Here is a 26,109-nt window from a genome sequence, read left to right on the forward strand (position 1 = left end):
CGCGCGGCGGTCGCGCGCGCCGCCTCGGCCAGCGCCGCCGCGCCGCGGTCGCGCCGCACCGTCGCCACGCGCGCCAGCTTGGCGAGGAGCACGGGATCACCCATCGGGATCGAGACCCCGGAGCATGGCTACCGTGGTGGCGTAGCTGGAGGGCTCGTCCTCGCCCTGGCGCAGGAAGGCGTCGATCGCGTCGCGGCTGCCCAGCGCCGTGTCGGCCAGGCGGTCGTGGCCGGGGCGGTATTCGCCGATCTGCACCAGCAGTTCGATGTCGGCGAGCTTGGCGAGCATCGCGCGCACCCGCCGGGCGGCCTGCGCCTGGGGGGCGGCGGCGAGCTTGGAGAACAGCCGCGACAGGCTCGCCCCCACGTCGATCGCGGGATAATGACCCTTGGCCCCGAGCGCGCGCGACAGGTGGATGTGCCCGTCGAGCAGCGAGCGGACTTCCTCGCCCACCGGGTCGCTCGCATCCTCCTCCTCCAGCAGCACGGTGTAGATGCCGGTGATGCCGCCGACGGCCGCATTGCCCGCGCGCTCGAACAGGCGCGGCAGCTCGGCGAAGACCGACGGGGGAAAGCCGCGCCGGACCGCCGGCTCGCCCGCCGCAAGCCCGATCTCGCGGAGCGCGCGGGCGTAGCGGGTGACGCTGTCCATCAGGAGCAGCACGTCCTGCCCTTCGTCGCGCATCCCCTCGGCGATCGCGGTCGCGACCTGCGCCGCCCGGACGCGCTCCATCGCGGGCCGATCGGAAGTGGCGACGACGACGACCGATCGCGCCAGGCCTTGCGCGCCGAGCACCTCCTCGACGAACTCGCGCACCTCGCGCCCGCGCTCGCCGATCAGCGCGATCACGACCGCGTCGGCGCGGGTCTGCCGGGCGAGCGTGGCCAGCAGCGTCGACTTGCCGCCGCCCGCCGCGGCGAACACGCCCACGCGCTGGCCGCGGCCGAGCGTCAGCAGCCCGTCGATCGCGCGCACGCCCGTCTCCATCGGCCGGTCGATCGGCGCGCGCGTCATCGGGTTCGGCGCGGGCGCGTCGAGCGGCCGCACCCGGTCGCGGGGTATGGGCGGGCCGCCATCGAGCGGGCGGCACTGCGCGTCGATCACCCGGCCGAGCAGCGCCGGGCCGCAAGGCACCTGCGCGTGCGCCGCGCGCAGGATCACCTCGGCGGAAAGCGACAGGCCGCGCAGGTCGCCGAGCGGGGTGAGGAGGAGCTCGCCGTCGGCCAGTCCGACGACTTCGGCCATCAGCGATCGGCCGCCGCGCTCGGCGTCGACGATCTCGACCGTCTCGCCGATCCGCGCGCGTAGCCCACGCGCGCGGATGGTGGTGCCGACCGCGCCCACCAGCCGCCCGCGCTGCTCGAACAAGGGCGCGCCCGCAAGCGCCGACAGGAGCGAGCCGGGTTGCTCCTCCAACTTCACGCCGACACGCCCCAACGTTCGGCGAGCGCGGCGATCTGGACGTCGAGCGACGCCACGATCCGCCCCGCGCCCGTCGCGAGTTCGAGCTGGAGATCGCTAAAGCCGTCGCGAGCCTCAACCGTCACCCCCTCGCGCCCGGCGAGCGCGGCCTGGAGGCGGGGCGCGACGGCCGAGGAACAGAGGATGGCGATCCGCTCGTCATCGGGAAGCCGCGCGACCGCCTGAAGTGCAAGGCGCACGCCCGCTTCTTCCCGGGGGAGAGCGCCGATGATCGCCTCCGCCCCCGCCAGCGCCGCCGTCGCGATCTCCGCGCGACGGGCGGTTGCCTCGATAGCGAGCGAAGCCGCCAGTTCGGCCACGCGCGCGGCGACCTCCGCCTCCGCGCGTGCCGATGCCTCGCGCGCACCCTCCTCCAGGCCCCGCGCGGTCGCCGCCTCCGCACGATCGGCGACCGACGCGGCCTCGGCGGCGGCGCGGGCCAGGAGCGCGTGCGCGTCGGCGAAGGCCTCGCGCTCTCCGGCGGGGATGCGCGCGCTGCCGCCGCCCAGGATCGCCGCGCCGTCGCCGATCAGGAGCTGGAAGCTCACGCCGCCTCCTCCACGAGCGTCAGTGCGCGCGCCGTCAACGCGCGAGCGGAGGGATCGCCGACGCTCTCCAGCAATGTCAGGCCTACGAGCATCAGCTCTTCGGGAAGCGGGATCGCCGCGCCCTCCGGCGCGCATTGGTCGGGCGGCGGCGGGGCGGTGGCGCAGGCCCGGTCGAACAGCTCCTCGCCGCACGCCTCCATCAACGGCTTCAACCGCGCGCCGCTCAGCTCGCCGTCGATCTGCGCGCGGTAATGGAGCAGCCCCGCCGCCAGCGCGACGCGCGGCAGGCCGGGCGCGGGATGGAGCCGCCACATCGGCACGCGCGCGAGCGCGTCGAAGCTCGGCGGTGCCTGGCCGGCAAGCCGGAGGCGAAGCCGCTCGCCCCTGCCCGCCCCCGGACGCGTTTCCAGCGCCTCGCGCCGCAGCCGGCGATGGAGAACGCGGCGTTCGCTCACCGACCCTCCGACGGGACCACAGCTTTACCGCCCGCGCGCCGCCGCTTGAGCCAGCCCGGCCCGGCCAGCGCCAGCAGCGCCGCCGCGATTAGCGCCGCGACGACGGCCAGCACCGTCGCGATCGTACCGACCACGCCGCCCAGCCCGGTGCCTGCGGGCGCTGGCGAAGGCCGCGCGGCGACCATCACGACGCTCACCCGTTCGTAGGTCAGCCCCTCGATCGCGTTGGTGACGAGCGACTTGATCGCGCCCGTCTGGTTGCGCAGGTCGAAGCCCGGGCGGTATTTGACGAACACAGACGCCGACGAAGGCGGGGCCTGGTGGCTCAGCGGATCGGCCTCGGGCATCGTCAGGTGGACGCGCGCCTGCACCACGCCGTCGATCCCGGAGATGGTGCGGCTAAGCTCCTGGCTGAGCCCGTACATGAGCCGCGCCCGCTCGGCGAGCGGGGAGGAGGTGAAGCCCTCCTTCTTGAACACCGCGCCCAGCGACTCGAACTCCTCGCGCGGCAGGCCGTTGGCGCGCAGCACCTCCACCGCGCGGGCGAAGTCGCCGTCGCCGACGCCCACGCTCCATGTCTCCTTCTCGCCCGCCGCCTTGGTGGCCGAGATGCCGGCGACGCCCAGCGCGGCGACGACCTCGTTGGCCTCCTGCTCAGTCAGGCCGCTATGGATGTCCTGCCCCCCGCACGCGGCGAGCAGGAGCGCGAGCGCCGCCGCGCCCGCGCGCCACGTGCCGGAGTTCCTCACCGGATCACCCCTGCTGCTTGAAGAGCTGCTGGACGCCGTCCGAACTCCGGTTGGCGATATTGGACGTCAGCTGGCATTCGAACATGAACTGCTGGCACCGCATCGTCAGCTGGACCATCTCGCCGGGCGTCAGCTGCCCGCCGCTCGCCTCGGCGGTGCGGGCATAATCCGCCACGTCCTTGGCTTGGACGTTGATCGCGTCCAGCGAGCGGAACAGTCCCTGGACGGCGGGGGGCAGGTCGCCCCCGCCTCCTACCGCGCCGACATCCGCCCGGTCCACCGCCGCCTGGAAGCGCGCGGCGGTCGGCCCATCCGCCTGGGAGCCGCCGGGCGCCCCCAGTTCGGTGACGCGGGCCGCGCCTCCCACGCCGCCCGCGGCGCTGCCCGCCGCCGCAGCGGCCGCTTCGATCATCATGCTCAGCCCTTCCGCGCCATCGTCTCGAGCGCCTTGGAAACGCTGTCGAGCGATGTGTGCGAGCTGTTGGCCATGAAGCTCATCCGCATCGACTCGGCGGTCAGCTTGGTGATCTCGGACGGACGGTCGTTGCCGTCGACGGTGATCTTGCCCGCCTGCGCCTCGATCTTGGTCGCCTGGCCGTCGAGCGCGGAGCCCCAGGCGTTGGCGAACGCCTCGAACCAGTTGGAGCCGCGCGGGCGGCCGGTGTTGGAGGCTGCGGCCATCGAGAGGTTGGCGTTCATCGGGCTGATAGGGTCGGACATGGGGTAGGCTCCTTGGTTGAGGTGGGTGTTACGGGTCGGGGTACGCTACATGGAAAGGACCTCGGTGCGGCCGGCGCGCTCCAGCGTGACTTGGCCGCGGCCGATCGTGACGACGCGGTGGCCGGTCGGTAGCGTCGCACCCGCGAACCAGCGCGACCCGTCGCCCGTGACGATGAAGCCGGGGTCGCCGTCGACGAAGCTCGCCGCACCGAACCGGGGCGAGTTGAAGAAATGGCGAAGCTCGTCCGATCCGCGGCCGGGTTCGGTACGGTACTCGACCACGCTCAGCGCGGGGATGTCGCGGCGGAGCAGCGCGGTCAGCTCGACCTGCTTGTCGCCGGGCAGATAGTCGCCCGTCACCGCGATCACGCCGGGGCGCACCGGGGCCGCCGTCGCCTCGACCCCCGCGACGCGCAGCATGTCGCTCGCGGCAGCGGCCATCGCGGCGGCGCTCTCCACCTCGACGAGCGAGCCGGGCAGCTCGGCCGCGGCGAAGGCCTGGAGCCGCTCGGCCTGCGCGTCGTCGGTGACGCCGCCGGTGATCAGCACCCCCGATCCGCCGGGATCGCGCGCCACGACCAGCCCGCCGAAGCCCGCCGCGGCGAGCTTGCGCTTGACCGCCGCCGGGTCGCGCGCCTGCGCGTCGCGCCAATGATCCGCCGCCGGTATTGCGAGCAACGTCGTCAGCAGCGCGCCGCCGCCGACCGCCAGCGTCCGGACCCGCCGCCGCCCCATCCGCGCCCAGCGGCCCGCGCGCGCGCCGACGCGGTCGCGCATCGCCGGGCGCGGGCGGGCGCGGTCGGCGGCGATCGGCCTCGCCACGCTCCCCGCCAGCTCGGCCGCCTCGTTCCAGCGCGCGACGTCGTCGCCGCCGACTGCCCACGCGAACTCGCCCAACCGCACAGGCAGGTAGGCGGGCAGCAGCAACTCCTCGCCCGCCGCGAGCTCGCGGCCAAGCGCGACGAGTGAGCCGGTCAGCACGCGCAGCATCGTCGCGTCGTCGCCTAGATGCAGCTCCGCCGACAGCCCGGCCGTCCCCGCGCCGCGCAGGACCACGTCATTCTCGAAACTATGCCCCAGCGTGACGCTCCGCCCCGCCGGCAGCCGGTGCTCGGCCCCCGCCAGCCGCCCGCTCAGCACGCGCAGGCGCGCGGGCACGGCCGGCGCTCCGGCGGTCATTTCCGCGGCCGGGGCGGATTGGAGCATGGTATCGGTCACCGGCGCCGCCCGCCCGCCTTTCGCGCGCCCGCGCCCCGCCTGCCGGTGCGTAGCTCGTCGAGCGACAGCGGCACGATCGCGGGCGCGGCGGGACGGCCCGGCGTGGCGAGCGAGGTGATGCGCGGTGTGATCAGGAACAGCCGCTCCATCCGCTGCTCGCCCTTGTTGCGCTTGCGGAACGCCTGCCCCGCGATCGGAATGTCGCCCAGGAACGGCGTCTTGCTCTTGTAATCGTATTGCGTCGACGTGGTCATGCCCGCGATCAGCACCGCCTCGCCGTGGCGCACGATCGATTGGGTCGAAATGCGTGGGCCCGAGAATAACGGGATTCCGTCCACGACCATGCCGTTCAGCCTGGTGTCGGCGATCTCGACGGCCATGCGGATGCGCATCTGCCCGCCATCCTCGATCGCCGAGGGCTGGACGCGCATCGATAGGCCGTAGGTGATGGTCTTGAGCGCCACCTCGCGCTCGCCGGTGATCCGCGCGAACTGCTGGGTGGTATCGTCGAACACAGCGACTTGGTTCGTCGGGGTGCTCAGCACCGGCCGGGCGACGACGCGCAGTGCCCCGTTCTGTTGGAGCGCGCGGATGCGTACCGCGAAATTGTCGCCGTTTCCCGACAGATAGCTCGCGCCGATGTTGGCGGGGCCGGTGCTCCCTGCGACCTCGCCCCCGAACACCAGCCGCAGGGCGCCGATGCCCAGGTTCCAGTCGACGCCCAGCTCGCGCAGCGCGCTGGTGCTGACCTCGATGATCGTCGCCTCGATCTCGATCATCAGCGGTTCGGTGTCGAGATTGGCGATCAGCTGTTCGTACACGCCCATCCGCTCGGGCCGGTCGCGGACGATGACCGCGTTGTTGGTCGGGTCCGCGCTGATCCGCGCGCCGTTGGGATCGATCAGCGCCGCCTCGGTGCCGGGCTGCGGCCCCCCGCGGTCGCCCTCGGTGGAGACGAGCGGATCGGTGCCGAACCCGCGCTCCTGGGACCGGTCGAAGTCGGACAGGCGGTACTGGTTCGAGTTGGACGAGGCCGACGAGACCGAACGCCCGTCGCCCATCTGCTCGCGCAAGAGGCTAGCGACGCCCGGCACCAGCGTGATGCGGTCGGAACTGGTCAGCTCCTTGTCGGCGGCGTCGCGGTATTTCAGGAAGAACATGCGCACCTCGAACGGGCTCATCTGCCCGGCCGCGAGCTGCACCACCGACTTCACCATGCCGCGCGCGGGCATGCGCAGCAGCGGCGAGGCAACCGCGCCGTAGGCGGCGGGCGTGGTCGCGACGGCGGGCGCAGCGGCCACGGCGACCGGCGTCATCCGCGCGCTGCCCGCCAGATCCTCGACGCGCTGGATGAAGGCGGGGACGCCCGTGGCGATCACCAGGTCGGCCGACGCGCGCGCGTCGTTGACGCCGTCGGCCAGCCCCATCCGCTTGATCTCGCCGACGACGCGCGCGGCCTGCGCGCTCGCGACCGAGCGCGTGGCGATCTCCGACTGGGCGTAGACCCGCATCACGCCGCCGTCGTAATAGCCGACCAGGCCGTAGGCGCGCGCCACCTGCTCCCACACGCGGCCGGGCTGGTCGACGAACACGCCGTTGATCTTGCCGGTGACGGCGGTCGAGACCTTCACCTTGACGCCGCCCTGCCCGAACAGGTCGGCCAGGAACACGCGCACGTCCTGGCCGCGCGCGTTGATCGACACCGGCTTGGCCCCGAACGGCGGCAGTGCGGCGACGGCGGGAGTGCCCGCCGATAAAACCAAGGCGGCGAAGGCGGTACGAAAGCGCAGGGTCATTCGGCGGCCTCGAGCGGAGCGTCGAAGCCGAGCAGCTCCGTCGCATGGTTGAGTTCGGCGACCACGTCGAGCGGGATCGCGGGATTGAGTTCGTTGAAGGACAGCACGGGCGTGTCGAACAGGTCGGCGGCGGTCACGAGCCGGAGCGCGCGGCGCAGGTCCTGCGCGGTCAGGATCGCCCGCGCGCCCGACGCCTCGACCTCGCGGCGGAGCAGGTCGATCAGCGCCCGCATCTGGTACGGCGCGATGGCGAGCCGGGGCTGGCCGTCGATGGTGGTGACGGTGTCGCGGATCGCCTCCTCGACGACGCTGCCGATCATCAGCACGCGCAGGCGGCCGTCGACCGTCATCGGGGCGACGATGTTGCGGCGGAGCGCGACGCGCACCCGCTCGGCTATGGTGCGCGGATCGCGCTCGGTCTGGCCGGCCGCCGCGATCGCCTCCACCGCGTCGCGCAGGTTGCGAAGCGGGACCATTTCCTCGGCGAGCAGGCGCAGCACGTCGGCGATCGTCGAGGTCGGCACCGCGCGCACGGCCTCCTTCACCACCTCCGGATAGGCCTCGCCCAGCCAATTCAAAAGGTCGGTCACCTCCTGCAACCCCAGGAACATCGACAAGTTGCGGCGGAGCAGCTCGGCGGTGAGCAAGGTCAGGCGCTCGTCGTCCCCCTCCATCACGCCCGCGCCCAGCGGCGCGTCGTAGGCGACCAGCGCCCAGCCGTTCGACGGCAGCTTGCCCGTGCGGTCCACCAGCACGCGAAGCGTCGGCAGCGTAATGCCGCTCGCGTCCTGTAGCGCCGCCAGTCTGGCGCGCACGCCCGCGCTGAGCGCGGCGAGCTCGGCGGGCGAACGGCCCTCGGCAACGCGCAGCTGGAGCGGATCGGTGGGGACGAGCGCGCCGACCGTGACCGACACGTCGTCGCCCTCCTCGACCTGCGGCTCGCCGCGGCCCATCCGGTCGCGGATCATCGCGCCCCAGCGCGGGTGCGTCCAGGCACCAGCCCCGACCAGCAATGCGGCGATGGCGAGGAACACGAGCGTGGGAAATCCCGGCACCAGCGCCAGCAGCCCCGCCATCGCGCCCGCGATCAGCAGCACGTGCGGCTTGCCCGACAGCTGGCGCGCGATGGCGGGGGCGAGCTCCTTTTCGGTCTCGTCGTCGGTGGTGCGCGTGACGAGCAACCCGGCCGCCAGCGCGCAGAAGAAGGCGGGGATCTGCGCCACAAGCCCGTCGCCGATGGTGAGCACGGAGAAGGTCGTTACCGCCTCCCCCATCGTCATGCCGTGCCAGAACACGCCCACCGCGAACCCGCCGAGCAGGTTGATGATGACGATTACGATCGAGGCGATCGCGTCGCCCTTCACGAATTTCATCGCGCCGTCGAGGCTGCCGTACAGACGGCTCTCCTGCTCGACCATCCGCCGCTTCTGCCGCGCCTCGTCCTTGCCGAGCAGTCCCGAGCGCAGGTCGGAGTCGATCGACAGCTGCTTGCCCGGCATCGCGTCCAGGCTGAACCGCGCGGCGACCTCCGCCACGCGCTCCGCGCCCTTGGACACGACGATGAACTGGACCACCGTGATGATCAGGAACACCACCAGCCCGACCACCAGGTTGCCGCCCGCGACCATCTCGCCGAATTGGCCGACGATGTGGCCGCCGTTCGCGGTCAGCAGGATCATCTTGGTCGTGGCGACGCTGATCCCCAGCCGGAACAGCGTGGTCAGCAGCAGGACGCTGGGGAACGTCGAGAAGTCGAGCGGCGTCGCGACGTAAAGGACGCTCAACAGCAGCAGCAACCCCAGGATCATGTTCACCGCGATCAGCATGTCGAGGACGATCGGCGGGATCGGCAGGATGAACAGCGCGATGACCGACGCGACGATGCCGATCAGCAGCGCGTCGGCCACGCGCAGGCGGCCGGTGATCTTGGGTGCGGCCGAAACCATCCTCAGCGCGCCGCCATCGCGCCGGCACCGACCGCCAGGCCGTGGTAGATGCTTTGGACGCGAGCCACGTAGTTGCGCGTTTCGGCGAAGGGCGGAACCGTCATGCCGAATCGGCGGACCGCGCCTTCGCCCGCATTGTACGCGGCGAGCACCAGCTCGAACCGGCCGCCGAACTTGTCCCACAACCGCCTGAGCAGCCGCGCGCCCGCGTCGATGTTGGTCGCCGGGTCCATCAGATAAGCCGAGTTGGTGACGCCCAGCCCGACGCCGGTCGCGGGCATGATCTGCATCAGCCCGCGCGCGCCAGCATGGCTGACCGCTTGCGGGCGGTAGCCCGATTCCTGGCGGATGACCGAATGCAGCATCAGCGGATCGACTCGGTGCCGGACCGCGGCGTTCGCGATCATCCCATCGAAGGTCGTCGCGGTCGCCGGACGCAGGCCCAGGACCATCACGTCGCCGCCGGTCGCGGCGACCGGCGCGTAGTCCCCCACAGGCCCGGACAGTCCGGCCGTGACAATCGAGGGCTGCACTACCAGCGGCGCGGGCTCGGGCAGCGGATCGGGTAGCACCGGAATGATCCGGACGACGCGCGTCCCCGATCCGGCCAATATAGCCGACTCGACAGAGGTATCGCCGATCCGGCCCTTCTTGCGCCGCTCGGCGCGCACCATGCGCGGCGACATGTCTGCGGCGGGGGTGATCTCGACAGGGCGGCGGACCGGGGCGGGTCCCTCGTACGAGGCTGCGATGACGCGGTCGAGCGGACAATCGTCGAGCGCGGTGTACCGGCTGAGCGTCGAGTCGCTCGCCACGCGCACGGGCGCGTCGATCGGGCACGCCAGGGGAAAAGGCAGCGGCGGGCGGTCCTTCGCCCAGGCGACGCCGGGAGTCGCCAGAACCATGAGCACGAAGATCGCACCCGATCGGCCACCGCCTCGGTCGTCACCCCTCAACGAACGCATCGATCATTCTCCCGCGTCGCTCCCAGATCGCGGGAACGTTCATCGGGTTCTGCCGCTATTCGGCCATGCCCGACCGTTTAGCTTCCGTTAAGAATACCGCCATGGGTCCGCGAAGCAACCCTGTTCATACAAATCAACTTATTGTTTTTACACGGCATCTTGTTGCAATCGTATGACTGTCTCGTTTTGACGCGCTTTACAAACGTTTGGTCGCGCCACGATATTGACATGGTTCGCCGCCCCGGATGATCAGGTCGCCGCGTATCGAGGCGGTCGGATTCGAGGGTTCTGGCCGACCTGCCTCCTGTTATCCGGATCGTCGGAATGCCCTTCGGCGAACCATCGCGGCGCGGATCCCTCCGCATCGCCAAAGCGTCGTCGTTCTTCGGCCCGCGCGCTCCGCGCGTGGGCCGGAAGGACGGCGCGACGATGGGAATGGGCGCTTGAGCAACGGCAAGGACGGCGGCGACAAGACCGAGCTGCCTACGCCTAAAAAGCTGCGCGACGCGCGGAACAAGGGCGACGTGGCGCGCTCCAAGGAGCTTGGCGCGGCGGTCGTGGCGCTCGCCTGGCTGCTCCTGCTGCTATTCTGCGCCGGCGGTCTCGGCCGCCGCTTCGCCGAATTCACCAATCTCACCGTGACCGCCGCGACCACCGTCGATTTCGGTACGGCCGCGCTCGATCTGGGCTGGCGCGCGACCGAGCTGCTGCTCGTCGCGACCGGGATGCTGCTGGCGCCCGTGGCGGCGATCGGCCTGCTGGCCGACAGCCTGCAGATCGGCCCGGTGCTGACGGGCGAGAAGCTCAAGCCGTCGCTCGACAAGATGAACCCCGTCGAGGGCCTGAAGCGCATGTTCGGGATGGACGGCCTGGTCGAACTCGCGAAGTCGCTTGCCAAGGCGGCGATCCTGGTGGCGGTGACTTGGGCGGCCATCGTCGCGATGCTGCCCGAATTGGGCGGGCTCCTCACCACCGCGGGCTGGACCACGATGGACGGCGGCGGGATGGGACCGGCGGCGGCCGAGCAAAGCCTCGCGCTGACGATGTCGGTGACGGTGCGCCTGCTCGGCTGGACGGTGGCGGCATTCCTGATGGTCGCGGTGGTCGACCGGATCTGGTCCAAGCACAGCTTCATCAAGAAGATGAAGATGAGCCACCGCGACATCAAGCAGGAGCACAAGAACGACGAGGGCGACCCGCACGTGAAGGCGAACCGGCGCGAGCTCCACCGCGAATGGGCGAGCGGCGACGGCGTCCAGTCGGCGCGCGGCGCGTCGGCGCTGCTGGTGAACCCAACGCACATCGCCATCGCGCTCGATTACGACGCCGACAACTGCCCCGTGCCGGTGGTCGCCGCCAAGGGCCAGGGGCCGCTCGCCGCGGCGATGCGCGCGGCCGCCGAGGAGGCGCGGGTGCCCGTCATCCGCAACATCGCCGCCGCGCGCGCTCTGTGGGCGCGCGGCGAGGTGGGCGCGATCGTGCCCGAAGACATGTTCGACGCGGTCGCCGAGGTGATCCTGTGGGCCAAGCGCGCGCGCGACGGCCAGGCGCCGATGACCCAGGACCTGGACGCCGCGCCGCGTACTCCCGTTGCGGCGGGAGTACGCTAGGATGGGTGTTGGCACCGTCGTCTCGTCGATCGTCGCGCTGGTGCTGTCGCTCGCGCTGGTGCTCGGGCTCGCCTGGGCAGCGATCTTCGCGCTCCGCAAGTGGCAGGACCGGTCGCTGGGCGCGCACGAGGCGGGAGCGGCGAACGACCGCACGCTCCGCTTCATCCGCGCCCTCCCCCTCGGCCAACGCGAGCGGGTGGTGCTGATCGAGGTGGGCGCAGAGACGATGCTGCTCGGCATAGGCGCTGGCGGCGTGACGCTGCTGTCGCGCTGGGACGCTAGCGGCGCGGCGGTCGACATCGCGCTGCCGGTCGCCCGCGCGCCAACTGTTCCGCCGCCGGGTCAGTCCGGAGGTCCGTCATGGTGAGCGCCGACGCGACGATCGGCCCGCCACCGCTTCCGACCCTCGATCCCGACCGTCAGGCGATGCTCGGAAATCTAGCCGCGCTGATTGCGGCGGTCGGCGACGATATGACGCGCTTCCACACGCGGATCGAACAGGTCGCCGGGCCGGGACACTGGCTTCACGGCGCGGGTGGGCCGTCGCTCAGGATCGACGCGATCGGCGGCGAACGAATCGCGGTCCATCCCGACCGCGTCGACGCGCTGGTGAACGCGCTCGACCGGCTGGAGCCGCTGCTCGATCTTATCGAGGCGCGCACCGGCTGGGTGATCGAACCCGAGTCGACCGGACCGGCGCCCTCCCCAGACGCGCTGGTGATCGCGGTCGACGCGACCCGGGGTGGCGAACCGGCGGCGCACTTCGCGCTCGCGGTCCCGCCCACGCTCGCGGCGGCGATCGAGGCGAACGGCCGAGCGGCGGGCGGGCGGCTGGCGCGGGTTCCCCTGCCCTGCCGCTTAGACGTGGCCGCCGTGCAGTTGTCCGTCGAAGATGCGGGGGCGCTCGGCCCGGGCGACCTCGTGCTGCTCGGCTCCGCGCCTTGGCCGGCGACACTGTCGGTCGAAGCGGCGGGCGATTTCACGGCGGCGTTCCACCCCGACACGGGGGCGCTGACTTTACGGCTATCGGATAGGAATACCGCGTTGAGTGACGGCGACCCCCCTGGACTGGACCAACTGCGTGCGTTCCGGGTACCCGTGGAGATCAAGCTGCCCGGCGTGTTCGCCACGCTCGAGCAGCTGGCGGCGCTCCGCGAGGGCGGCACGTTCGCGCTCGGGGCGCTCACCGCCGGGCTCGCGGTCGAGCTGTCGGTCGGCGGGCGGGCGCTCGCGACCGGCGAACTCGTGCGGCTGGGTGACCGGTACGCCGTGCTGATCGACCGCGCGGCCGATATGTCGCCCGCTGCCCCACCCACCCTTCCGGTGGAGAACGGCTGATGGACATGTCATCCTTCACGCCGGGCTCGGCGCTCGTCACCGTCATCCTGCTCGCGCTCGCGCCGTTCTTCGCGGTGATGGTCACGTCCTTCACCAAAATCGTCGTGGTGTTGAGCCTGCTCAGGAACGCGCTCGGGTTGCAGCAGGTGCCGCCCAACGTCGTGCTGAACGGCCTCGCGCTGATCCTCACCTTGTACGTCATGTACCCCACCATGACCGACATGTCCGCCGCCGCCGGGGTTACCCGCTCGGCGACCATGCCCGGCGACGAGCAACCGGTGCAGTCGTTGGAGGGCACCGACGCGATCTTCGCCACCGCCGACCGCGCCAAGGAGCCGCTGCGCGCCTTCCTGCTGAAGCATAGCGACTCCCGCGAGCGCGCCTTCTTCCTCGGCACGCAGCGGCGGATCGGCGGACCGAACCGCGTGAGCGACGTGACCGACCGCGACTTCATCGTGATCATTCCCGCCTTCGTCGTGAAGGAACTGCGGATCGCGTTCCAGATCGGGTTTTTAATCTTCCTGCCGTTCCTGGTGATCGACATGGTGATCTCGAACATCCTGCTCGCCATGGGCATGATGATGCTGTCCCCCGTGACGATATCGCTGCCGTTTAAGATCCTGCTGTTCGTGTTAATCGACGGCTGGGTGAAGCTCAGCCACGGGCTCGTCCTGTCCTATGCGTGAGCCCCCCGCCTTCGAGTTCGGCGCGTGACGGGCGACGTCGTCTCCATCACGATCCAGGCGCTGTGGCTGGTGCTGCTGCTGTCCGCCCCGCCGATCATCGCGGCATCGGTCGTCGGGCTGCTTGTCGCCGTAATCCAGGCGGCGACGCAGCTCCAGGAACAGACGCTGCAATACACGCTCAAGTTCTTCGCGATCGTGCTCACCATCTTCCTCACCGCCTCGCTGGTCGCGGGCAGCCTGCTCCAATTCGGCGACAACATCTTTTCGGGCTTCTCCGGGATGGTGCGGTGACGGCCAGCGCCGCGCCCGCCTTGGCCGCAATCGCGCCGTGGACCGAGCAGGCGCTGACCGTCGGGGTTGCCGCCGCGCGGTTCGGCTTCGCGTTCGTGATGGTGCCGATCTTCTCGCCCCAGGTGATCCCGGCGACAGTGCGCAATTCAATTATCATCGCGTTCGGGCTGATCGCGCTGTCGATGCCGCTCGGCTTCAGTCCTACAGGGCTCCGCGCGGTCGACTGGCTTTGGTTATACGCCAAGGAGGCAGCGGCCGGGATCACGATCGGCTTCTTCTTCGGCACGGTGATCTGGGCGATGGCGGCGGCGGGCGAGATCATCGACACCAAAGTCGGCGCGACCGTCGGCCAGCTGATCGACCCGCTCACGGGAACGCAGGAATCGATCACGGCCACGCTGCTGAGCCGGTTCGCGCAGGTGCTGTTCGTGTCGGCGGGCGGGATCACGCTCCTCGTCGGCACGGTGATGCTCAGCTACACGATCTGGCCGCTCGGCCCGGGTCCGCTGCGCTTCGATCCGGAGGCGGTGCGCCTTTTCGAAGGCGAGTTCGGGCGGCTATTCACGCTCGCTTTCATCTTCTCGTCGCCGGTGATCCTGATCCTGTATGTGATCGATGCGGGGATGGGGCTGCTCAACCGCTTCGCGCAGTCATTCAACGTGTTCGCGCTGTCGATGCCGATCAAGGCGGCGGCCGCCGTCGCGATTTTGGCCATGCTGCTGCCGCTTATGGCCGACGCGGTGCTGCACGACCTGTCGAGCCGGCAATCTGTGAGCGACACGGTGCTCCGCCGGGTTGGCCGGCCGGAGGCGCCGCGGTGACGCAAGGCTTCGCTCCGTCGCCGGCCCCCGCGCCGCGCCCGGGCGAGGGCGTCTCCGATCCCAACGAGCTGATCCGGCTGATCGACCTGCTGCGCCGCACGGAGCAGGTCGACCAGCGGCGACCTGACGTGCGCGTGGGCGAGTTCCTGGTCGATGCGGGCCGCGTGCCCTTGTCGCTGGTCGCCGGACTCAGGACGTTGACGCGCACGGAGGCGGCGTCGATGCGGCTGCTGGGCTGGGGACGGTCGAACGCAGACATCGGCACGCTGCTGGGCATCAACGAGACCACCGTGCGCTCGCATCTGAACAGCGCGGTCGTCCGACTGGGCGTAGACGGAATGCGCCAACTCGGCGGCGTCGCTGGCCTTCTATTTCATCCGCTCGACTGAACGCCGTCCCGTCCGGGGACGGCGGCCCGCTTGACGGTCGCGGGGCGGCCCGGAACAGTTACCCCTACTCGATCCTCGGAGACGATCCTTGCCGCACCTCCTCGCCATGGCGCTTCTCGCGGTTCAGCTTCAGCCGGCGGCCGCTCCGGCTCCGCCCCCCGCCGCCGCCGCTCCGCTCGGGGGCGATCTGTTCCCGACACCGGCCCCGCCGCCCACCTCCTGCCTGGCCAACGCGCCCGCGCTGGGTTCGACAACGCTTCCGGCGGGGGTGATCGACGGACGGACCCTGAAGTCGCCGCGCGATCTGGAGCGCTTGCGACGGAAGGCCGTCGGCGTGATGTTTGTGAAGGGGGCGAACTTTTCCGGTCAGAAATTTGACCAGCGTAAGCTCCACGACATCTGCTTCATTAGCGCCAAGCTCGGACTGACCGACTGGTCGAAGTTCGCGGGCACGGGACTCGGCTTCATCGATAGCGATCTGACGGGGGCGAAGTTCGCGGGCGCGAAACTGCCATGGTCGCTCCTGCGCGACTCGACGCTGGCGCGGGTCGATGCGACGGGCGTGGACCTCAGCCGCTCGCGACTCGATGGCGGCTGGAAAGGATCGATGCGCGGGCTGAAGCTCGACGAGGCGGTGCTGACTGGGTTCCGCGTCGAGTGCGGGTTGACCGCGGTCGACGGGTGTCCGCTCGACCGGCAGGACATGTCGCTGAAGGGCGCGGACCTGACCAAGGCGAGCTTCTGGCCGTTCTACTTCCCCGATGTCGACGCGAGCGGAGCGGTGCTCGACCAGACCGAGGTGGGATTGGAGCATCTGGGTCGAATGAAGGGCGCCAAAGTGACGGGGCCGCTAGTCGTGCGCAGCCGTCATAATGCCGCGATCTTCCTGCCGGCCGAGCTGGCGCGGATGCAGCGCGCGTTTCTGAGCGGGGCGGCGGCCGGAGGGGCGTCGTTCAACTGCGCCGCCGCGCGGACACCCGTGCAGCGCGCGATCTGTACCGCGCCGTCGAGCGAGTTGCGCCGCCTGGACCGCGCGGTCGCGCAGTTGGAGGCGGGGGCGGCGCTTCCGGGCGCGGTTCCGACGCGTCGCGGCGCGGTCCGACGCGCGGCCGCCGACACCGCCGCGCGTGGCGCCTGGATGGCGGAACGCGACGCCTGTGGCTTAAAGGAGGAAGACGAGATCGCGCCCTGTCTCCTGCCCGCCTATCGCGGCCGGCGCGATGCGTTAGCGCGCGCCGCGGGCGCGCCGGGATGGGTGCGACCGGATAGCCTGGCGCTGTTCATCTCGTCGGACGCGCCGCTGACCCCCGAATTCATCCGGTCGGAGCTGTTCCAGCGGATCGGTCCGGTGGTGCTCGACTCGGCGCAGGCGCGGATGTTGCTGCGCGTCGACGCGACCGGGCGAATCGAGGCCAAGGGCGCGGCGCTCGGCGATTGCCGACTGCGCGCGACCGGGCTGACCTACGATCCCGCCACGCTAGTCCTCGGCGCGAGCGGCGCGCCCACCGTCTCTCCCCAGCCCGCCAAGCCGCGTTTCAGGCGGGTTTGGTGGCGCGGGCGTTGGCGCTTCGTACCGATGGCCGCGCCCCGGCCCGTGGTGCCCGCTGTTCCCGTGCTCCAGGCGGCGGGCGACGAGTTGCGCGTGATCGCGACGGGCGCACCCTTCGCCCAGTGCGGCCCGAACGGAAGCTTCGTGCCGATGACGCGCGTCGACCTGCCGCAGGCGGCGCTCGCCAATCTGTGGGCGGAGTCGTGAGCGGCCTCCGCGAAACGCGGAGGAAAAAGCGACCGATCTAAGCGTTTCGCGGAGGGACAGGGGGGTTGCGTTCGGTTTACGACGGACCTCTCAATTTGGAGCGCCCGATGCAGATCAACCGACTCGACCCCGTCGCATCGACGACCGCGCGCTTGGTTGGCGCGTTCGGTGATCCCGGGTCCGATCTGACGGCGGCGCAGGCGTCGGTCGCCGGGCGCGAGCGGTTCGCCTGGGCCCCCGCCGCCGCGCCGCTGCCCGCGACCCTGGCGGCCGCTTCGTCCGCGTCCGCGCGCGGGCCGGCCCAGACGGCGGCGGACCCGGTCGCGCTCGCGAAGCTGGCGCAAGACGTTTACCTGGACGCCGCCGCGCCGCCCGCCGGTTATCGCGTCGCGACGAACGCCGAACTGGCGCGGATCGGTGTCAATCCTGCGTTCCTGGCCCAACAAGCGGACGGCTATTCGGCGCGTGCTTATATCAACGGCACGGGCAAGACCACCCAGGTCGTGATCGCGTTTCGCGGCAGCGTCGAGCGCGGCGATTGGGTCGCCAACGTGCGCCAGGCCGTCGGCTTGAACACGGACCACTACAAGCGGGCCCTGGAGGTCGGGCGTCAGGTCGCCCAATCGGGCGCGACGAACGTCACCTTCACCGGTCATTCGCTGGGCGGCGGCCTTGCTTCGGCGGCCGGGCTGGCTGCGGGCTCGCGGACGGTGACCTTCAACGCGGCGGGCCTGAGCGACGCCACGATCAACCAAGCGAACGCGATCCGGAACGCGTCGGGACGCACCACGCCCGACATCCGCGCCTATTTCGTCCGGGGCGAGATCCTGTCCGCGTTGCAGGACGGCGGCGATCGGGTCGTCGGGGGGCTGATCGGCGGTTATCTGGGCAGCCGCGCGGATGCGCCCGAAGCTTATGGCACGCGCATCCAGCTCGACGCGGTCCTGCCGTCGGGCAAGCGGTTCTGGAACGACAACCCGCTCGACAAGCACGGCATGGAGTGGGTCCTGTCGGGTTTGCGGGCGCGATAGAGACTGGCCGTCGGCCCTGGGTCGGGGCATGAAGGATCGAATGTCGATCAGGCGCATCGTTCCCGTCCTTCTGGCCGGACTGGCCGTCGGTGCCTCAACACAGGGCTGCGCGATGCCGCCGAAATGCTTTTCCGGACGTCCCGGCTATCTGTTTCCCAAGCCCGAGCTGGTTCGGCCTAACCTGACGCATGGCGAGGCGGGGCGGCGGCTGTACGACGCGCTAATGGACGGCGATCGCGCGGCGGTGGCGGCCATGCTGGCCGCCGACCTGCGCCTCATCGAGCTCACGGTGAATTATGATCGCCGGGGCAATCGGCCCGCCGGGCAGGATGGCGACCTGCTGACGCTGGCGGTGACCAACTGCGACGGCGAGATGCTGGCCGCCCTGCTGCGCGCGGGCGTATCGCCGCAAGGGGTCGAGCGCGGCCGCGCGCTGAGTTGGGCGTTGCTCGCCGACGAGCCGGATATGGCGGAGCTGCTGCTGCGCGCCGGGGCGTCGCCCGACCCGCAGAAGTCCGGGGGCCTCGACGTTTTCCGCGATGTCACTGCCACCGGGCAGCTCGGCGGAGCGATGATGCTGGTGCGGCACGGGCTGGACCTTCAATGGGTCGACCAGTTCGGGAGCGGGCACCTCGAGACCGCGACCAACATGGAGTCGTTCGCGATCGCGGAGGAACTGGTTCGGGCGGGCGCGCCGTTGTGGCGGGTGTCGATGGGCGGCTTCATGCCCGTCCATGCGCTGTTCAGGCAGCGTGTTCTCGCCGACCCGGCGGAGGACGCGATCTTCGAGCGGATGCGGGCAAAGGCGCGGCGTCCCGGGCTACCCTGGCCGCCCCCGCCCCCGAACGAGGTGTTGGTCAAGGTACTGGCGGGCGAGTGGCCGACGGCCGCGATGCGCGAGGCGGGCATGGTGGTTCCGCCCGCCACGATGGCGATGCTGCGTCAGCGCGCGCGGGATTACGGGCAGGACGGTACCATCAGGCCCTGACCGATCGGTCCAATCAATCGATCCGAGAGTCGCGCGCGCGCCTGGCACTTTGTTCATCCAGCAAGCGACAGGGAGAACCCACTGTGCGGCTCAAATTTCGCAGCGGCGCTCGCCCTTGCGCTCCCCGCCACGGCGCAGCACGGCGGACGACCGTAGCTGGTCGCGAGCAAGTGACCGGCGTCGCGGTGAGCGAGACGGGTGCACCTTCATAAACTTCCCGCGCTGGACGAACGACGTCGCCGTGTCGGTTGCCGAAGTAGCGCCGAACGGCTTGCTCCGGTCCTCCGCGACATGGCAGATGTCGGCTTGGCAGGGCGCGCACAACGACCTGAATGATCCGAGCCGCAGAGGAGATCATCTTCCTGACCTGGCGCGTGCGGAGCAGCTTGCCCAAACCCTCGCCGTCGACCCCCGCATTGTTGGAGGCGATCGTCAGGCCGGTTACCCCCGACGCCCCGATCGCGTCGATCAGCCGTTCGGGGATCCCGCACAAGCCGAAACCGCCCGCGCAGATCATCATGCCGTCACGGAGAAGCCCGTCGAGCGCAGCAGCCGCGTCAGGGTAGAGCTTGTTCATACCGCGTCGCCACAGACTTCTTCATCTGATCGAGGTCGGCGGGTGCGTAGTAGCGTCCGGCGCGGATCACGCCGGCGATCCGATGCAACGCCTGGACGCTCTCGACGGGGTTTGCATCGAGGAGCACGAGGTTCGCTTCCTTGCCGACCGCGACACTTCCCATTGTGGCCTCGCGTCCCAGAAACCGGGCACCGTTAAGCGTAGTCATTTGTAAGACTGTCAGCGGCGACAGCCCCGCCTTCGCGAGCAGGTCGAATTCCTGGTGCAAACCGAACCCGGCGATCACCCAGCCCCCACCGAAATCGGTGCCCGCAAGCATCGGCACGCCCGCCTCCTCGAACAGCTTGGCCAGTCGGAGCTGGCGTGCGAACAGCCGCTCGACCGTCGCGCGCGACTCAGGCGTCTGCCTCGCAGCGAATTCTCCCGCCACCTCCGACCAGAGCCGGCGGCCCGCCGCCGGCACGTAGCGCAGGTTAGGATCGATCCGGTAACGCGCGTCGTCGCTAAACTCCATCGTGCGAACCCGAAGCAGCGTCGGAACCTGCCAAGTTCCGTTTGCCGCCAGAGTCCGGGCAACGCTGCGGCACCGGGTCTCATCATAGCTCGCGACCGTGCGCTCAATGTGCGCGAAGCCGGCCGCCGTGGTCATAGCCATCGGATTGACGAGCGACCTGAGCGTCATTGGTGGACCGGGCGGTCGCGTCGGGGCGGTTCCGCTCCCCTGCGGCATGCCAGACGGCGGACCCGGCATCTGCGGAGGTACTAAGTCGCGGCGTAACGCTACCTCATCACTGGAGCAGCTTAGGAGAATAGACTCCGTAGGACCTTCATGCTCGATCGCGCGCATCCCGCCTTGCGAGGCGGTGACCACCGATGTGCTCGGCGGCAGGTGCCCGACGAACGGCAGCCCCTGGCGCTTCGCCTCCGACAGTCCGGCCAGGAAGGTCGGGGGCGTGGCAGCGACGACTTTGATGAAATCTGCACCCTGTGCTTTCTGCCGTCCGATCTCGGCAATGATCGCGGCCGGGGTGGCGGCGTTGCCCGGCGTCAGGACCGCGCCGGGCATTATCAGCAGAGCGGGAGTCGTGTCCGACAGGGGTAATGCGCCGTCGCGCCGCGCCTGCAGCAGCGCAGCCGACCCAGACATCTGCCGAAATCCTGTGACACCGTTTGCCAACATCAGAGTCAACGAGCCGACCGGATCGGGGGAGTCGAGAGGATGTGCGTGCATGTCGAGAAAGCCCGGCATCACGAACTTGCCTCGCGCGTCCACGACCCTAGCCCGCCCGCGTGTTCGCACCGAGCCGGTGCGCGCAATCCGCACGATCCGGTTTCCTTCCACCACAACCGCCATGTTCGGGGTGAGCTTGCCCGAACTCGTGTCGACGATCGTCACACCGCTCAAGATTACGCCACTGGTCACGGGCGAGGTCGATCGGGCGTCAGCCCTAATCGGCAGGCCGAGCGCCACCGCCGCGCTTCCGGCGAGCAACGCCGCCGCAGGGCGTAGCAGGCCGCCCGTGATCCAGTTAGTCAGATGCATCGTGGCTCCTCGATGTAGACGCGGCCGAAACGCCGCTGATGATTTTGGGGCGATCCTACGCCGCGGCCATGCTGTGAGCCCCGACGGCGGCGATGGAGGTGTGGTCGGTCCATCCCGAGGTCCGGTCGACGACGTCGTCGTTCCAGTCGTCGCCCCGCCACGCAACGTACTGGTCAGGTCGGACCAGAGTGAGTGTTGTCCCGTATAGGTCGACGGCTTCGTCCGCCTGCAGCGGCACGAGCGTCAGAGGTTCGCCGCGCCGGGAAGCTTCAGCGCAGGCGCGCGCGAGGTCGGCGGGATCGGCATCCGGACGATGGATCAGGGCGAAGCCCGGGCCAAACAGGTCGTAGATCGAGCGGCCGTCGGCACGCCAGACATGCGGCGCAAGGCAGCCGGGACTGTTGGACGGGACGTATTCGGCCGCATCCGAACGGGGTCCCGCGCCCGTTTCGGTCGCGATCACCGGCGAACGGCGATAGCAACCGCCCAGCACGGTGCCGAGTGTGTGGAACTCGCGAGCTTTTATCGTTACGATCTCATGACCTATCGCGGTGCGAAGCTGCGCCCCGCGCTCGCTCGCCGCGTCGAGCCCGTCGGACCAGAAGTCGTTTGATAGGACAGCATGGTTGCCTTCCGCCTCGGCGATCACCTCCTTGTGAATCGCGCGGCGCTCGACCTCGTAACTATCGAGCAGCGCCGGGCCGCCCCAGCCGGCGAGCCTGGCGGCAAGTTTCCATCCCAGATCCACACCGTCGGCGACACCCATGTTCATCCCGAAACCACCGAACGGCGGGTGCAGGTGACACGCGTCGCCAATCAGGAAGATGCGGCGGTCGCGATATCTATCAGCAAGGAGGCTGCTCGCGACCCACTCGTCGCTGCTCAGAATCTCGTACGGCAGGTCGATGCCGGTTGAGCTTCGGATCAAATCGGCCGCGTTCTCCGGCGTGATCGTAAACCCCTCGGGCAGCCGCGTCGGCATGAAGAACCAGATGTCGCCCTCGTCCATAGGCCCAATCAGGCTGGGGGCGACTGGATCGACCTGCCAGTACATGGTCGCAGGACCGTGTGCATGCGCCTCGGCAAGCCCGGGCGCGCGGAAGACGACGTTCGAGTTGCGCGACAGCCCGTACGTGCCCTCCATCTTTGCCCCAATGTGATCGCGCAGCAGGCTGCGCGCTCCATCGGCCCCCACGACGTACGCGCAGTGAACGGTGAGCTCCTCGTCGGCGATGAGGTCGTGAAGCACTAGCGTGACGTCATCGTCGTCCTGCCCAGCCGAAACAAATTCGGTCGAGAAGCGCATAGACACGCTCGGCAGGCTCTCGGCGTGCTCGCGCAACACCTGCTCCAGCTTGTATTGTGGAACCCACTGCCCGTGCTCCGGATAGAGATCGCTGCGGGCGGGATTGCAGTTGGAGGCATTCTCAACCCGCGCCAGACCGAAACCACTCAACCGCGTCACGAAGTTCACGGTCGAGGGATAGTCCACGCCGAACGGCGAGGCCGCTGCGAGTCGGTCGGCGATGCCCCAGCGCCGCAAGTGCGTGCGCGTGCGGACGTTGGTAGTCTTGGCGCGCGGCGCGTAGCCGACCCGGTCATTCCGCTCGACCAACAGGCAGTCGATCCCACGCGAGCCCAGCTCGATGGTTAGCGCCAGCCCGCTCGGACCTGACCCGACGATGACGACCGAATGGTGCTCCACCGTTCCCATGACCATCCTCGCTCCAACCTCGCCAAGCAGGAGCGACGACCATCGTCTCCTGGCCTCGGCGTCTGCCGCGCCGTGGATAATCAGCGCGATAAAGGATAATGGGCGATATAAAATGATGGCAAAAGACGGGCGGTGTTGCTGCTCAGGTATCAGCTTGGTTCAGCGCCGATCTGCGAAAGAGGTCGCACAGATCCCCCGCAACCGGGGTGAGGGGCAGGCTCGTACGCGTTACGATGCAGATCGCGGGTGCTGCCAGCTCCTCCCTCACCGAAATATGGGTAAGCAATCGACCAGTCCTCGTGAAATCGAGCCACTGTCGCGGTAGCATAGCCAGGATGTCGGATGATGCCACCACCGTTATCATCGAAAGCGCGCTTTGCGCCTGCACCGCGATTACCGGGTTGGGCAGCCCATGCCGCTCGAAGAGCGGGAAGAGCTCGGCTTCGCTATTGGTGGTAACGGACGTGGTGACCCAGCGGGCCTCGGCCAGCTCACCGAGCGTCGTCACTCCCGCGAGAGGGTGACCGCGACGGCAGAGGACGACACGGTGGTTGTCGAAGAGCTTCTCGACGACGTACTCGCCCGCGAGGCGATCCTCCGACAATGGGCCGACGTAGAAGTCGATCGAGCCGTCGCGGACTTCCGCTTCCAGCGCGGGGAAGAGGCCTTCGGCGATCCGCAACCGAACGTCAGGGTAACGCCGACGGAACGGATCAAGCACCTTGGGCAACATAAGGACATGGGGCGCGGTAGATAAGCCGATCGAGACGGTGCCGGTGCTGAGCCCCTTTAACTGCTGCACCTCGTCCCGCGCGCGCTCAAGCTCCACCTGCACCGCCGCGCTCCGTCGCACGAATGCCTTGCCGATAGGCGTAAGCATCATCCCGCTGGCGCTGCGCTCGAACAACGTCGCGCCCAGTTCGTGCTCGAGATCACGAATGCTGCGCGTAATGGCCGGCTGCGCCAAGCCGAGATGGCGAGCCGCACGACGCAGGCCGCCGAGTTCGGCGACCGCAATAAGATGGCGTAGCTGGGTAAGCTTCACGGTGATGCCGTTCTAGCAACACCGTCATAAATTTTCCATCGTTTCTTATCGCCTGCCCTCGTTTAACCGATATAGCAACAGGGCGCAAAGACGCCTCAGCGGGAGCCATCCCGCTGGTGACAACAAAAGGAGAGGGCTGTGAGCGGACCGACCAAGACTAAGCTGGCGCTGGCGACTTCGATGATCGCCCTTAGCCTCGCCGCAACCGCGGCGCAGGCACAGATCGCGGCTTCACCGACAACTGGTGCAGCGGATCGGTCGCAAACAGCCAAGCCCGCCGGCAATGACGAAGAGGCGAGCAGCTCGCCGGTCGGTGATACGACGGCCGGCGACGTCGTCGTCACCGCCCAGCGCCGCGAGCAGCGGCTGCAGGAAGCGCCGGTCGCGGTGACCGCGCTATCCGAAGGCGCGCTGGACCAGCTCAACGTCGCGGACACGCGCGACCTAATGACGGTGGTGCCAAGCCTTCAGGTCAGCACCCAGTCAGGTGGCGACAGCGGCGGATCCGCCACGTTCTTCTTGCGCGGTTTCGGGCAGCAGCGTGCGGGCAACGGGTCGGAACCGGCGGTCGGCATCTATGTTGACGACTTCTATTATCCCTCGCTCCAGGGCACGATCTTCGAGGTCGTTGACCTTGCGTCGATCGAGGTGCTACGCGGACCACAGGGTACGCTGTTCGGCCGCAACACGATCGCCGGCGCGATCCGCTACACTACGCGTGCGGCTGAACTGAACGACTTTTCGGGCCATGTTTCGGGCGCGATCGGCAACTTTGACCGATACGACATCTCCGGCGGGCTGAACGTGCCGATCGGTGACTTCGCCGCGTTGCGGTTGACCGGTGGGCATGTCGAGCAGGCGGGCTTCGTCCGGGCACAGCCGTCGGGACGCAGGGTCGGCGACACCAAGACCGATCTAATCCGGCTACAGGCGCGCATCGAGCCGACCGCCAACATCTACGTCGACTTGTCCGGCCAATACAGTAAGTTCGAGCTTGACGGCTTTAACTATAATACACGCGGGCCGATCACGCCGGTACCGCCTCGACCGGGTAGTTCGCCGACGCTGCCATTCATCTACAATACCCGCATCGCGCCCGCCCGCGGCCTACCGCTATACAACGAGGCGTTCCGAAGCTCGGGCTACTACACGCAATACGATACGCTATTTCCCGAGTTCAGCGAGACGGAGTACAAGAACGCGCTGGCGACCGTCGGCTGGACGATCACGCCGGGGCTGACGCTGAAGTCGCTGACCGGCTGGCAGGAGGTGGACTCTCGCCTCAGCAGCGACTTGGATGGATCGCCAATCCCGATCTTCAACGGCGGTATCCTCGTCTCGGCGACGCGTGCCTTCTCGCAGGAGGTGCAACTCAACGGCTCGCTGTTCGACAAGCGGCTGAACTTCGTGACCGGTATTTTCTACTACAACGAGCGCTCTCCGGGCAGACTGCCCGAGCGGCTGAATTTCGTTCTGGCAGCGCCTACCTCCCCGGTGCCGACCGACCGCAACCTTAAATCCTATGCCGGCTTCATCGACGGCTCGTTCAAGCTCACCGACACGCTGAGCGTGCTCGGCGGCTTCCGCTACAGCGAGGACGACAAGCAGGTGACCGCCCGGAACGCCGCGGGCGCGCTGCTCGCCAGCGCGGAACGGACGTTCAACAGCAGAACGTTCCGCGCCGGTCTGCAGCAGCAATGGACGCCGGACGTGATGACCTACGCCAATGTCTCCACCGGGTTCCGTGGCGGCGGTTTCAACCCCTATGTCGCGACGCGCAACCCCCAGCTTCAGCCGTTCGAACCGGAAAAGGCAACGAGCTACGAGATCGGCGCGCGCCTGCAGTTCCTCGATCGGCGGATCACGCTCAATCCGACCGTGTTCTACGTCGACTACAACGCGATCCAAGTCCAGAGCGCGCGGCCGAACGCGGCAACGGGCAATGTCGACCTGATCTTGGAGAACGCCGGCAAGGCGCGCAGCTATGGCTTCGAGGTGGAATATTCCGCCGCGATCACCGACCAGTTCCGGGTGTTCGGCAACGTCGCCTACCTCAACATCAAATACACGGACGTCGGCACCGCGACGGCGATCACGCTCAACAGCGAGTTCCAGCGTGCACCCGAGCTGACGTTCGCGCTCGGCGCCGCTCACACGCTCGAGTTCGGCTCGGGGGCGCGGGTCGTCAGCACGCTGAACTACAGCTTCCAGGACGATCAGCAGAGTACCCCGACCGATGCCGACGCGTTGCGCCTGCGCGCCTATGGGCTGCTAAACGGCCGTATCGAGTTCACCCCCGCCGCTAAGCGACTCAGTATCGCGGGCTATGTCACCAACATCACCAATGAGCGGTATGATATCGGCGGCGTGAACTATTACTCGAATGTGGGTGCCGCGCGCTATGATTTGGGCCGTCCGCGCGAATACGGACTTACTGCCCGCGTGAACTTTTGATTGGAGCG

The 26,109-nt window shown here is 69.1% G+C and carries 24 protein-coding genes and 1 pseudogene; 11 read left to right on the forward strand and 14 right to left on the reverse strand.

The window, feature by feature from the left end:
* Positions 1-96: 96 nt before the first annotated feature.
* From ACFE7F_RS01925 to ACFE7F_RS01970, 10 genes are read right to left on the reverse strand one after another with little or no spacing between them, the layout of a single operon-like run.
* Entirely contained in the window at positions 97-1,422 is a 1,326-nt protein-coding gene (locus ACFE7F_RS01925; protein ID WP_375402152.1) for a FliI/YscN family ATPase, read from the reverse strand.
* Positions 1,419-2,009 carry a hypothetical protein gene (locus ACFE7F_RS01930; protein WP_375402153.1) on the reverse strand — a complete coding sequence of 197 codons (591 nt, stop codon included), beginning with the start codon at positions 2,007-2,009 and terminating at the stop codon, positions 1,419-1,421. The genes ACFE7F_RS01925 and ACFE7F_RS01930 overlap by 4 nt, the downstream gene beginning before the upstream one ends.
* Positions 2,006-2,464 carry a hypothetical protein gene (locus ACFE7F_RS01935; protein WP_375402154.1) on the reverse strand — a complete coding sequence of 153 codons (459 nt, stop codon included), beginning with the start codon at positions 2,462-2,464 and terminating at the stop codon, positions 2,006-2,008. Before ACFE7F_RS01935 ends, ACFE7F_RS01930 begins: the two co-directional genes overlap by 4 nt.
* The gene (gene sctJ / locus ACFE7F_RS01940) at positions 2,461-3,213 is read right to left on the reverse strand and encodes a type III secretion system inner membrane ring lipoprotein SctJ (protein ID WP_375402155.1); all 753 of its coding nucleotides are present in this window, start codon (positions 3,211-3,213) and stop codon (positions 2,461-2,463) included. The genes ACFE7F_RS01935 and sctJ overlap by 4 nt, the downstream gene beginning before the upstream one ends.
* 4 nt (positions 3,214-3,217) lie before the next feature.
* Positions 3,218-3,628, reverse strand: coding sequence for a hypothetical protein (locus tag ACFE7F_RS01945; RefSeq protein WP_375402156.1), 411 nt, complete (start codon positions 3,626-3,628; stop codon positions 3,218-3,220).
* Between the two features lie 2 nt (positions 3,629-3,630).
* Positions 3,631-3,933, reverse strand: coding sequence for a hypothetical protein (locus tag ACFE7F_RS01950; protein WP_375402157.1), 303 nt, complete (start codon positions 3,931-3,933; stop codon positions 3,631-3,633).
* Between the two features lie 45 nt (positions 3,934-3,978).
* Positions 3,979-5,151 carry a hypothetical protein gene (locus ACFE7F_RS01955; RefSeq protein ID WP_375402158.1) on the reverse strand — a complete coding sequence of 391 codons (1,173 nt, stop codon included), beginning with the start codon at positions 5,149-5,151 and terminating at the stop codon, positions 3,979-3,981.
* Positions 5,148-6,947, reverse strand: a complete 1,800-nt coding sequence (gene sctC / locus ACFE7F_RS01960; RefSeq protein ID WP_375402159.1) for a type III secretion system outer membrane ring subunit SctC — start codon at positions 6,945-6,947, stop codon at positions 5,148-5,150. Before sctC ends, ACFE7F_RS01955 begins: the two co-directional genes overlap by 4 nt.
* On the reverse strand, positions 6,944-8,893 hold the full coding sequence (locus tag ACFE7F_RS01965) for an FHIPEP family type III secretion protein (protein WP_375402160.1): 1,950 nt from the start codon (positions 8,891-8,893) through the stop codon (positions 6,944-6,946). Before ACFE7F_RS01965 ends, sctC begins: the two co-directional genes overlap by 4 nt.
* A gap of 2 nt (positions 8,894-8,895) precedes the next feature.
* Positions 8,896-9,858 carry a lytic transglycosylase domain-containing protein gene (locus ACFE7F_RS01970; protein WP_375402161.1) on the reverse strand — a complete coding sequence of 321 codons (963 nt, stop codon included), beginning with the start codon at positions 9,856-9,858 and terminating at the stop codon, positions 8,896-8,898.
* Positions 9,859-10,301: 443 nt separating this feature from the next.
* On the opposite strand from ACFE7F_RS01970, the gene ACFE7F_RS01975 reads away from it, so the two are divergent.
* The 10 genes from ACFE7F_RS01975 to ACFE7F_RS02020 all read left to right on the forward strand — a co-directional run bounded on the left by ACFE7F_RS01975 (position 10,302) and on the right by ACFE7F_RS02020 (position 18,768).
* Complete coding sequence (locus tag ACFE7F_RS01975; protein ID WP_375402162.1) at positions 10,302-11,468, forward strand: flagellar biosynthesis protein FlhB; 1,167 nt, start codon at positions 10,302-10,304, stop codon at positions 11,466-11,468.
* 1 nt (position 11,469) lies between these two features.
* Positions 11,470-11,835: a flagellar biosynthetic protein FliO gene (gene fliO, locus ACFE7F_RS01980; RefSeq protein ID WP_375402163.1), complete on the forward strand. Its 366-nt coding sequence runs from the start codon at positions 11,470-11,472 to the stop codon at positions 11,833-11,835.
* Positions 11,829-12,806 carry a FliM/FliN family flagellar motor switch protein gene (locus ACFE7F_RS01985; RefSeq protein WP_375402164.1) on the forward strand — a complete coding sequence of 326 codons (978 nt, stop codon included), beginning with the start codon at positions 11,829-11,831 and terminating at the stop codon, positions 12,804-12,806. Before fliO ends, ACFE7F_RS01985 begins: the two co-directional genes overlap by 7 nt.
* The gene (sctR, locus tag ACFE7F_RS01990; protein ID WP_375402165.1) at positions 12,806-13,492 is read left to right on the forward strand and encodes a type III secretion system export apparatus subunit SctR; all 687 of its coding nucleotides are present in this window, start codon (positions 12,806-12,808) and stop codon (positions 13,490-13,492) included. Before ACFE7F_RS01985 ends, sctR begins: the two co-directional genes overlap by 1 nt.
* Positions 13,493-13,516: 24 nt before the next feature.
* Positions 13,517-13,783: a type III secretion system export apparatus subunit SctS gene (gene sctS, locus ACFE7F_RS01995; RefSeq protein ID WP_375402166.1), complete on the forward strand. Its 267-nt coding sequence runs from the start codon at positions 13,517-13,519 to the stop codon at positions 13,781-13,783.
* A complete protein-coding gene (sctT, locus tag ACFE7F_RS02000; RefSeq protein ID WP_375402167.1) occupies positions 13,780-14,604 on the forward strand; it encodes a type III secretion system export apparatus subunit SctT in 825 nt (274 codons plus the stop codon). Before sctS ends, sctT begins: the two co-directional genes overlap by 4 nt.
* Positions 14,601-14,993 carry a LuxR C-terminal-related transcriptional regulator gene (locus ACFE7F_RS02005; RefSeq protein WP_375402168.1) on the forward strand — a complete coding sequence of 131 codons (393 nt, stop codon included), beginning with the start codon at positions 14,601-14,603 and terminating at the stop codon, positions 14,991-14,993. The genes sctT and ACFE7F_RS02005 overlap by 4 nt, the downstream gene beginning before the upstream one ends.
* An 88-nt stretch (positions 14,994-15,081) precedes the next feature.
* Positions 15,082-16,749, forward strand: a complete 1,668-nt coding sequence (locus ACFE7F_RS02010) for a pentapeptide repeat-containing protein (RefSeq protein ID WP_375402169.1) — start codon at positions 15,082-15,084, stop codon at positions 16,747-16,749.
* 107 nt (positions 16,750-16,856) lie between these two features.
* The gene (locus ACFE7F_RS02015; RefSeq protein WP_375402170.1) at positions 16,857-17,780 is read left to right on the forward strand and encodes a hypothetical protein; all 924 of its coding nucleotides are present in this window, start codon (positions 16,857-16,859) and stop codon (positions 17,778-17,780) included.
* Positions 17,781-17,808: 28 nt separating this feature from the next.
* The gene (locus ACFE7F_RS02020; protein ID WP_375402171.1) at positions 17,809-18,768 is read left to right on the forward strand and encodes a hypothetical protein; all 960 of its coding nucleotides are present in this window, start codon (positions 17,809-17,811) and stop codon (positions 18,766-18,768) included.
* A gap of 346 nt (positions 18,769-19,114) precedes the next feature.
* Here ACFE7F_RS02020 and ACFE7F_RS02025 read toward each other — a convergent pair.
* From ACFE7F_RS02025 to ACFE7F_RS02040, 4 genes and pseudogenes are all read right to left on the reverse strand, one after another.
* A pseudogene (locus tag ACFE7F_RS02025) lies at positions 19,115-19,345 on the reverse strand (CoA-transferase); the annotation flags it as partial.
* Positions 19,326-20,816, reverse strand: coding sequence for an amidohydrolase family protein (locus tag ACFE7F_RS02030; RefSeq protein ID WP_375402172.1), 1,491 nt, complete (start codon positions 20,814-20,816; stop codon positions 19,326-19,328). The pseudogene ACFE7F_RS02025 and the gene ACFE7F_RS02030, both read right to left, overlap by 20 nt.
* A gap of 127 nt (positions 20,817-20,943) precedes the next feature.
* Positions 20,944-22,608, reverse strand: a complete 1,665-nt coding sequence (locus ACFE7F_RS02035) for an FAD-dependent monooxygenase (protein ID WP_375402173.1) — start codon at positions 22,606-22,608, stop codon at positions 20,944-20,946.
* 136 nt (positions 22,609-22,744) lie between these two features.
* On the reverse strand, positions 22,745-23,647 hold the full coding sequence (locus ACFE7F_RS02040) for a LysR substrate-binding domain-containing protein (RefSeq protein WP_375402174.1): 903 nt from the start codon (positions 23,645-23,647) through the stop codon (positions 22,745-22,747).
* A 138-nt stretch (positions 23,648-23,785) separates the two neighbouring features.
* Between ACFE7F_RS02040 and ACFE7F_RS02045 the strand changes: the two genes are divergently transcribed.
* A complete protein-coding gene (locus ACFE7F_RS02045) occupies positions 23,786-26,101 on the forward strand; it encodes a TonB-dependent receptor (RefSeq protein WP_375402175.1) in 2,316 nt (771 codons plus the stop codon).
* The last annotated feature ends 8 nt before the right edge of the window (positions 26,102-26,109 follow it).

This window comes from uncultured Sphingomonas sp. (assembly GCF_964235535.1).
Taxonomy (GTDB): domain Bacteria; phylum Pseudomonadota; class Alphaproteobacteria; order Sphingomonadales; family Sphingomonadaceae; genus Sphingomonas.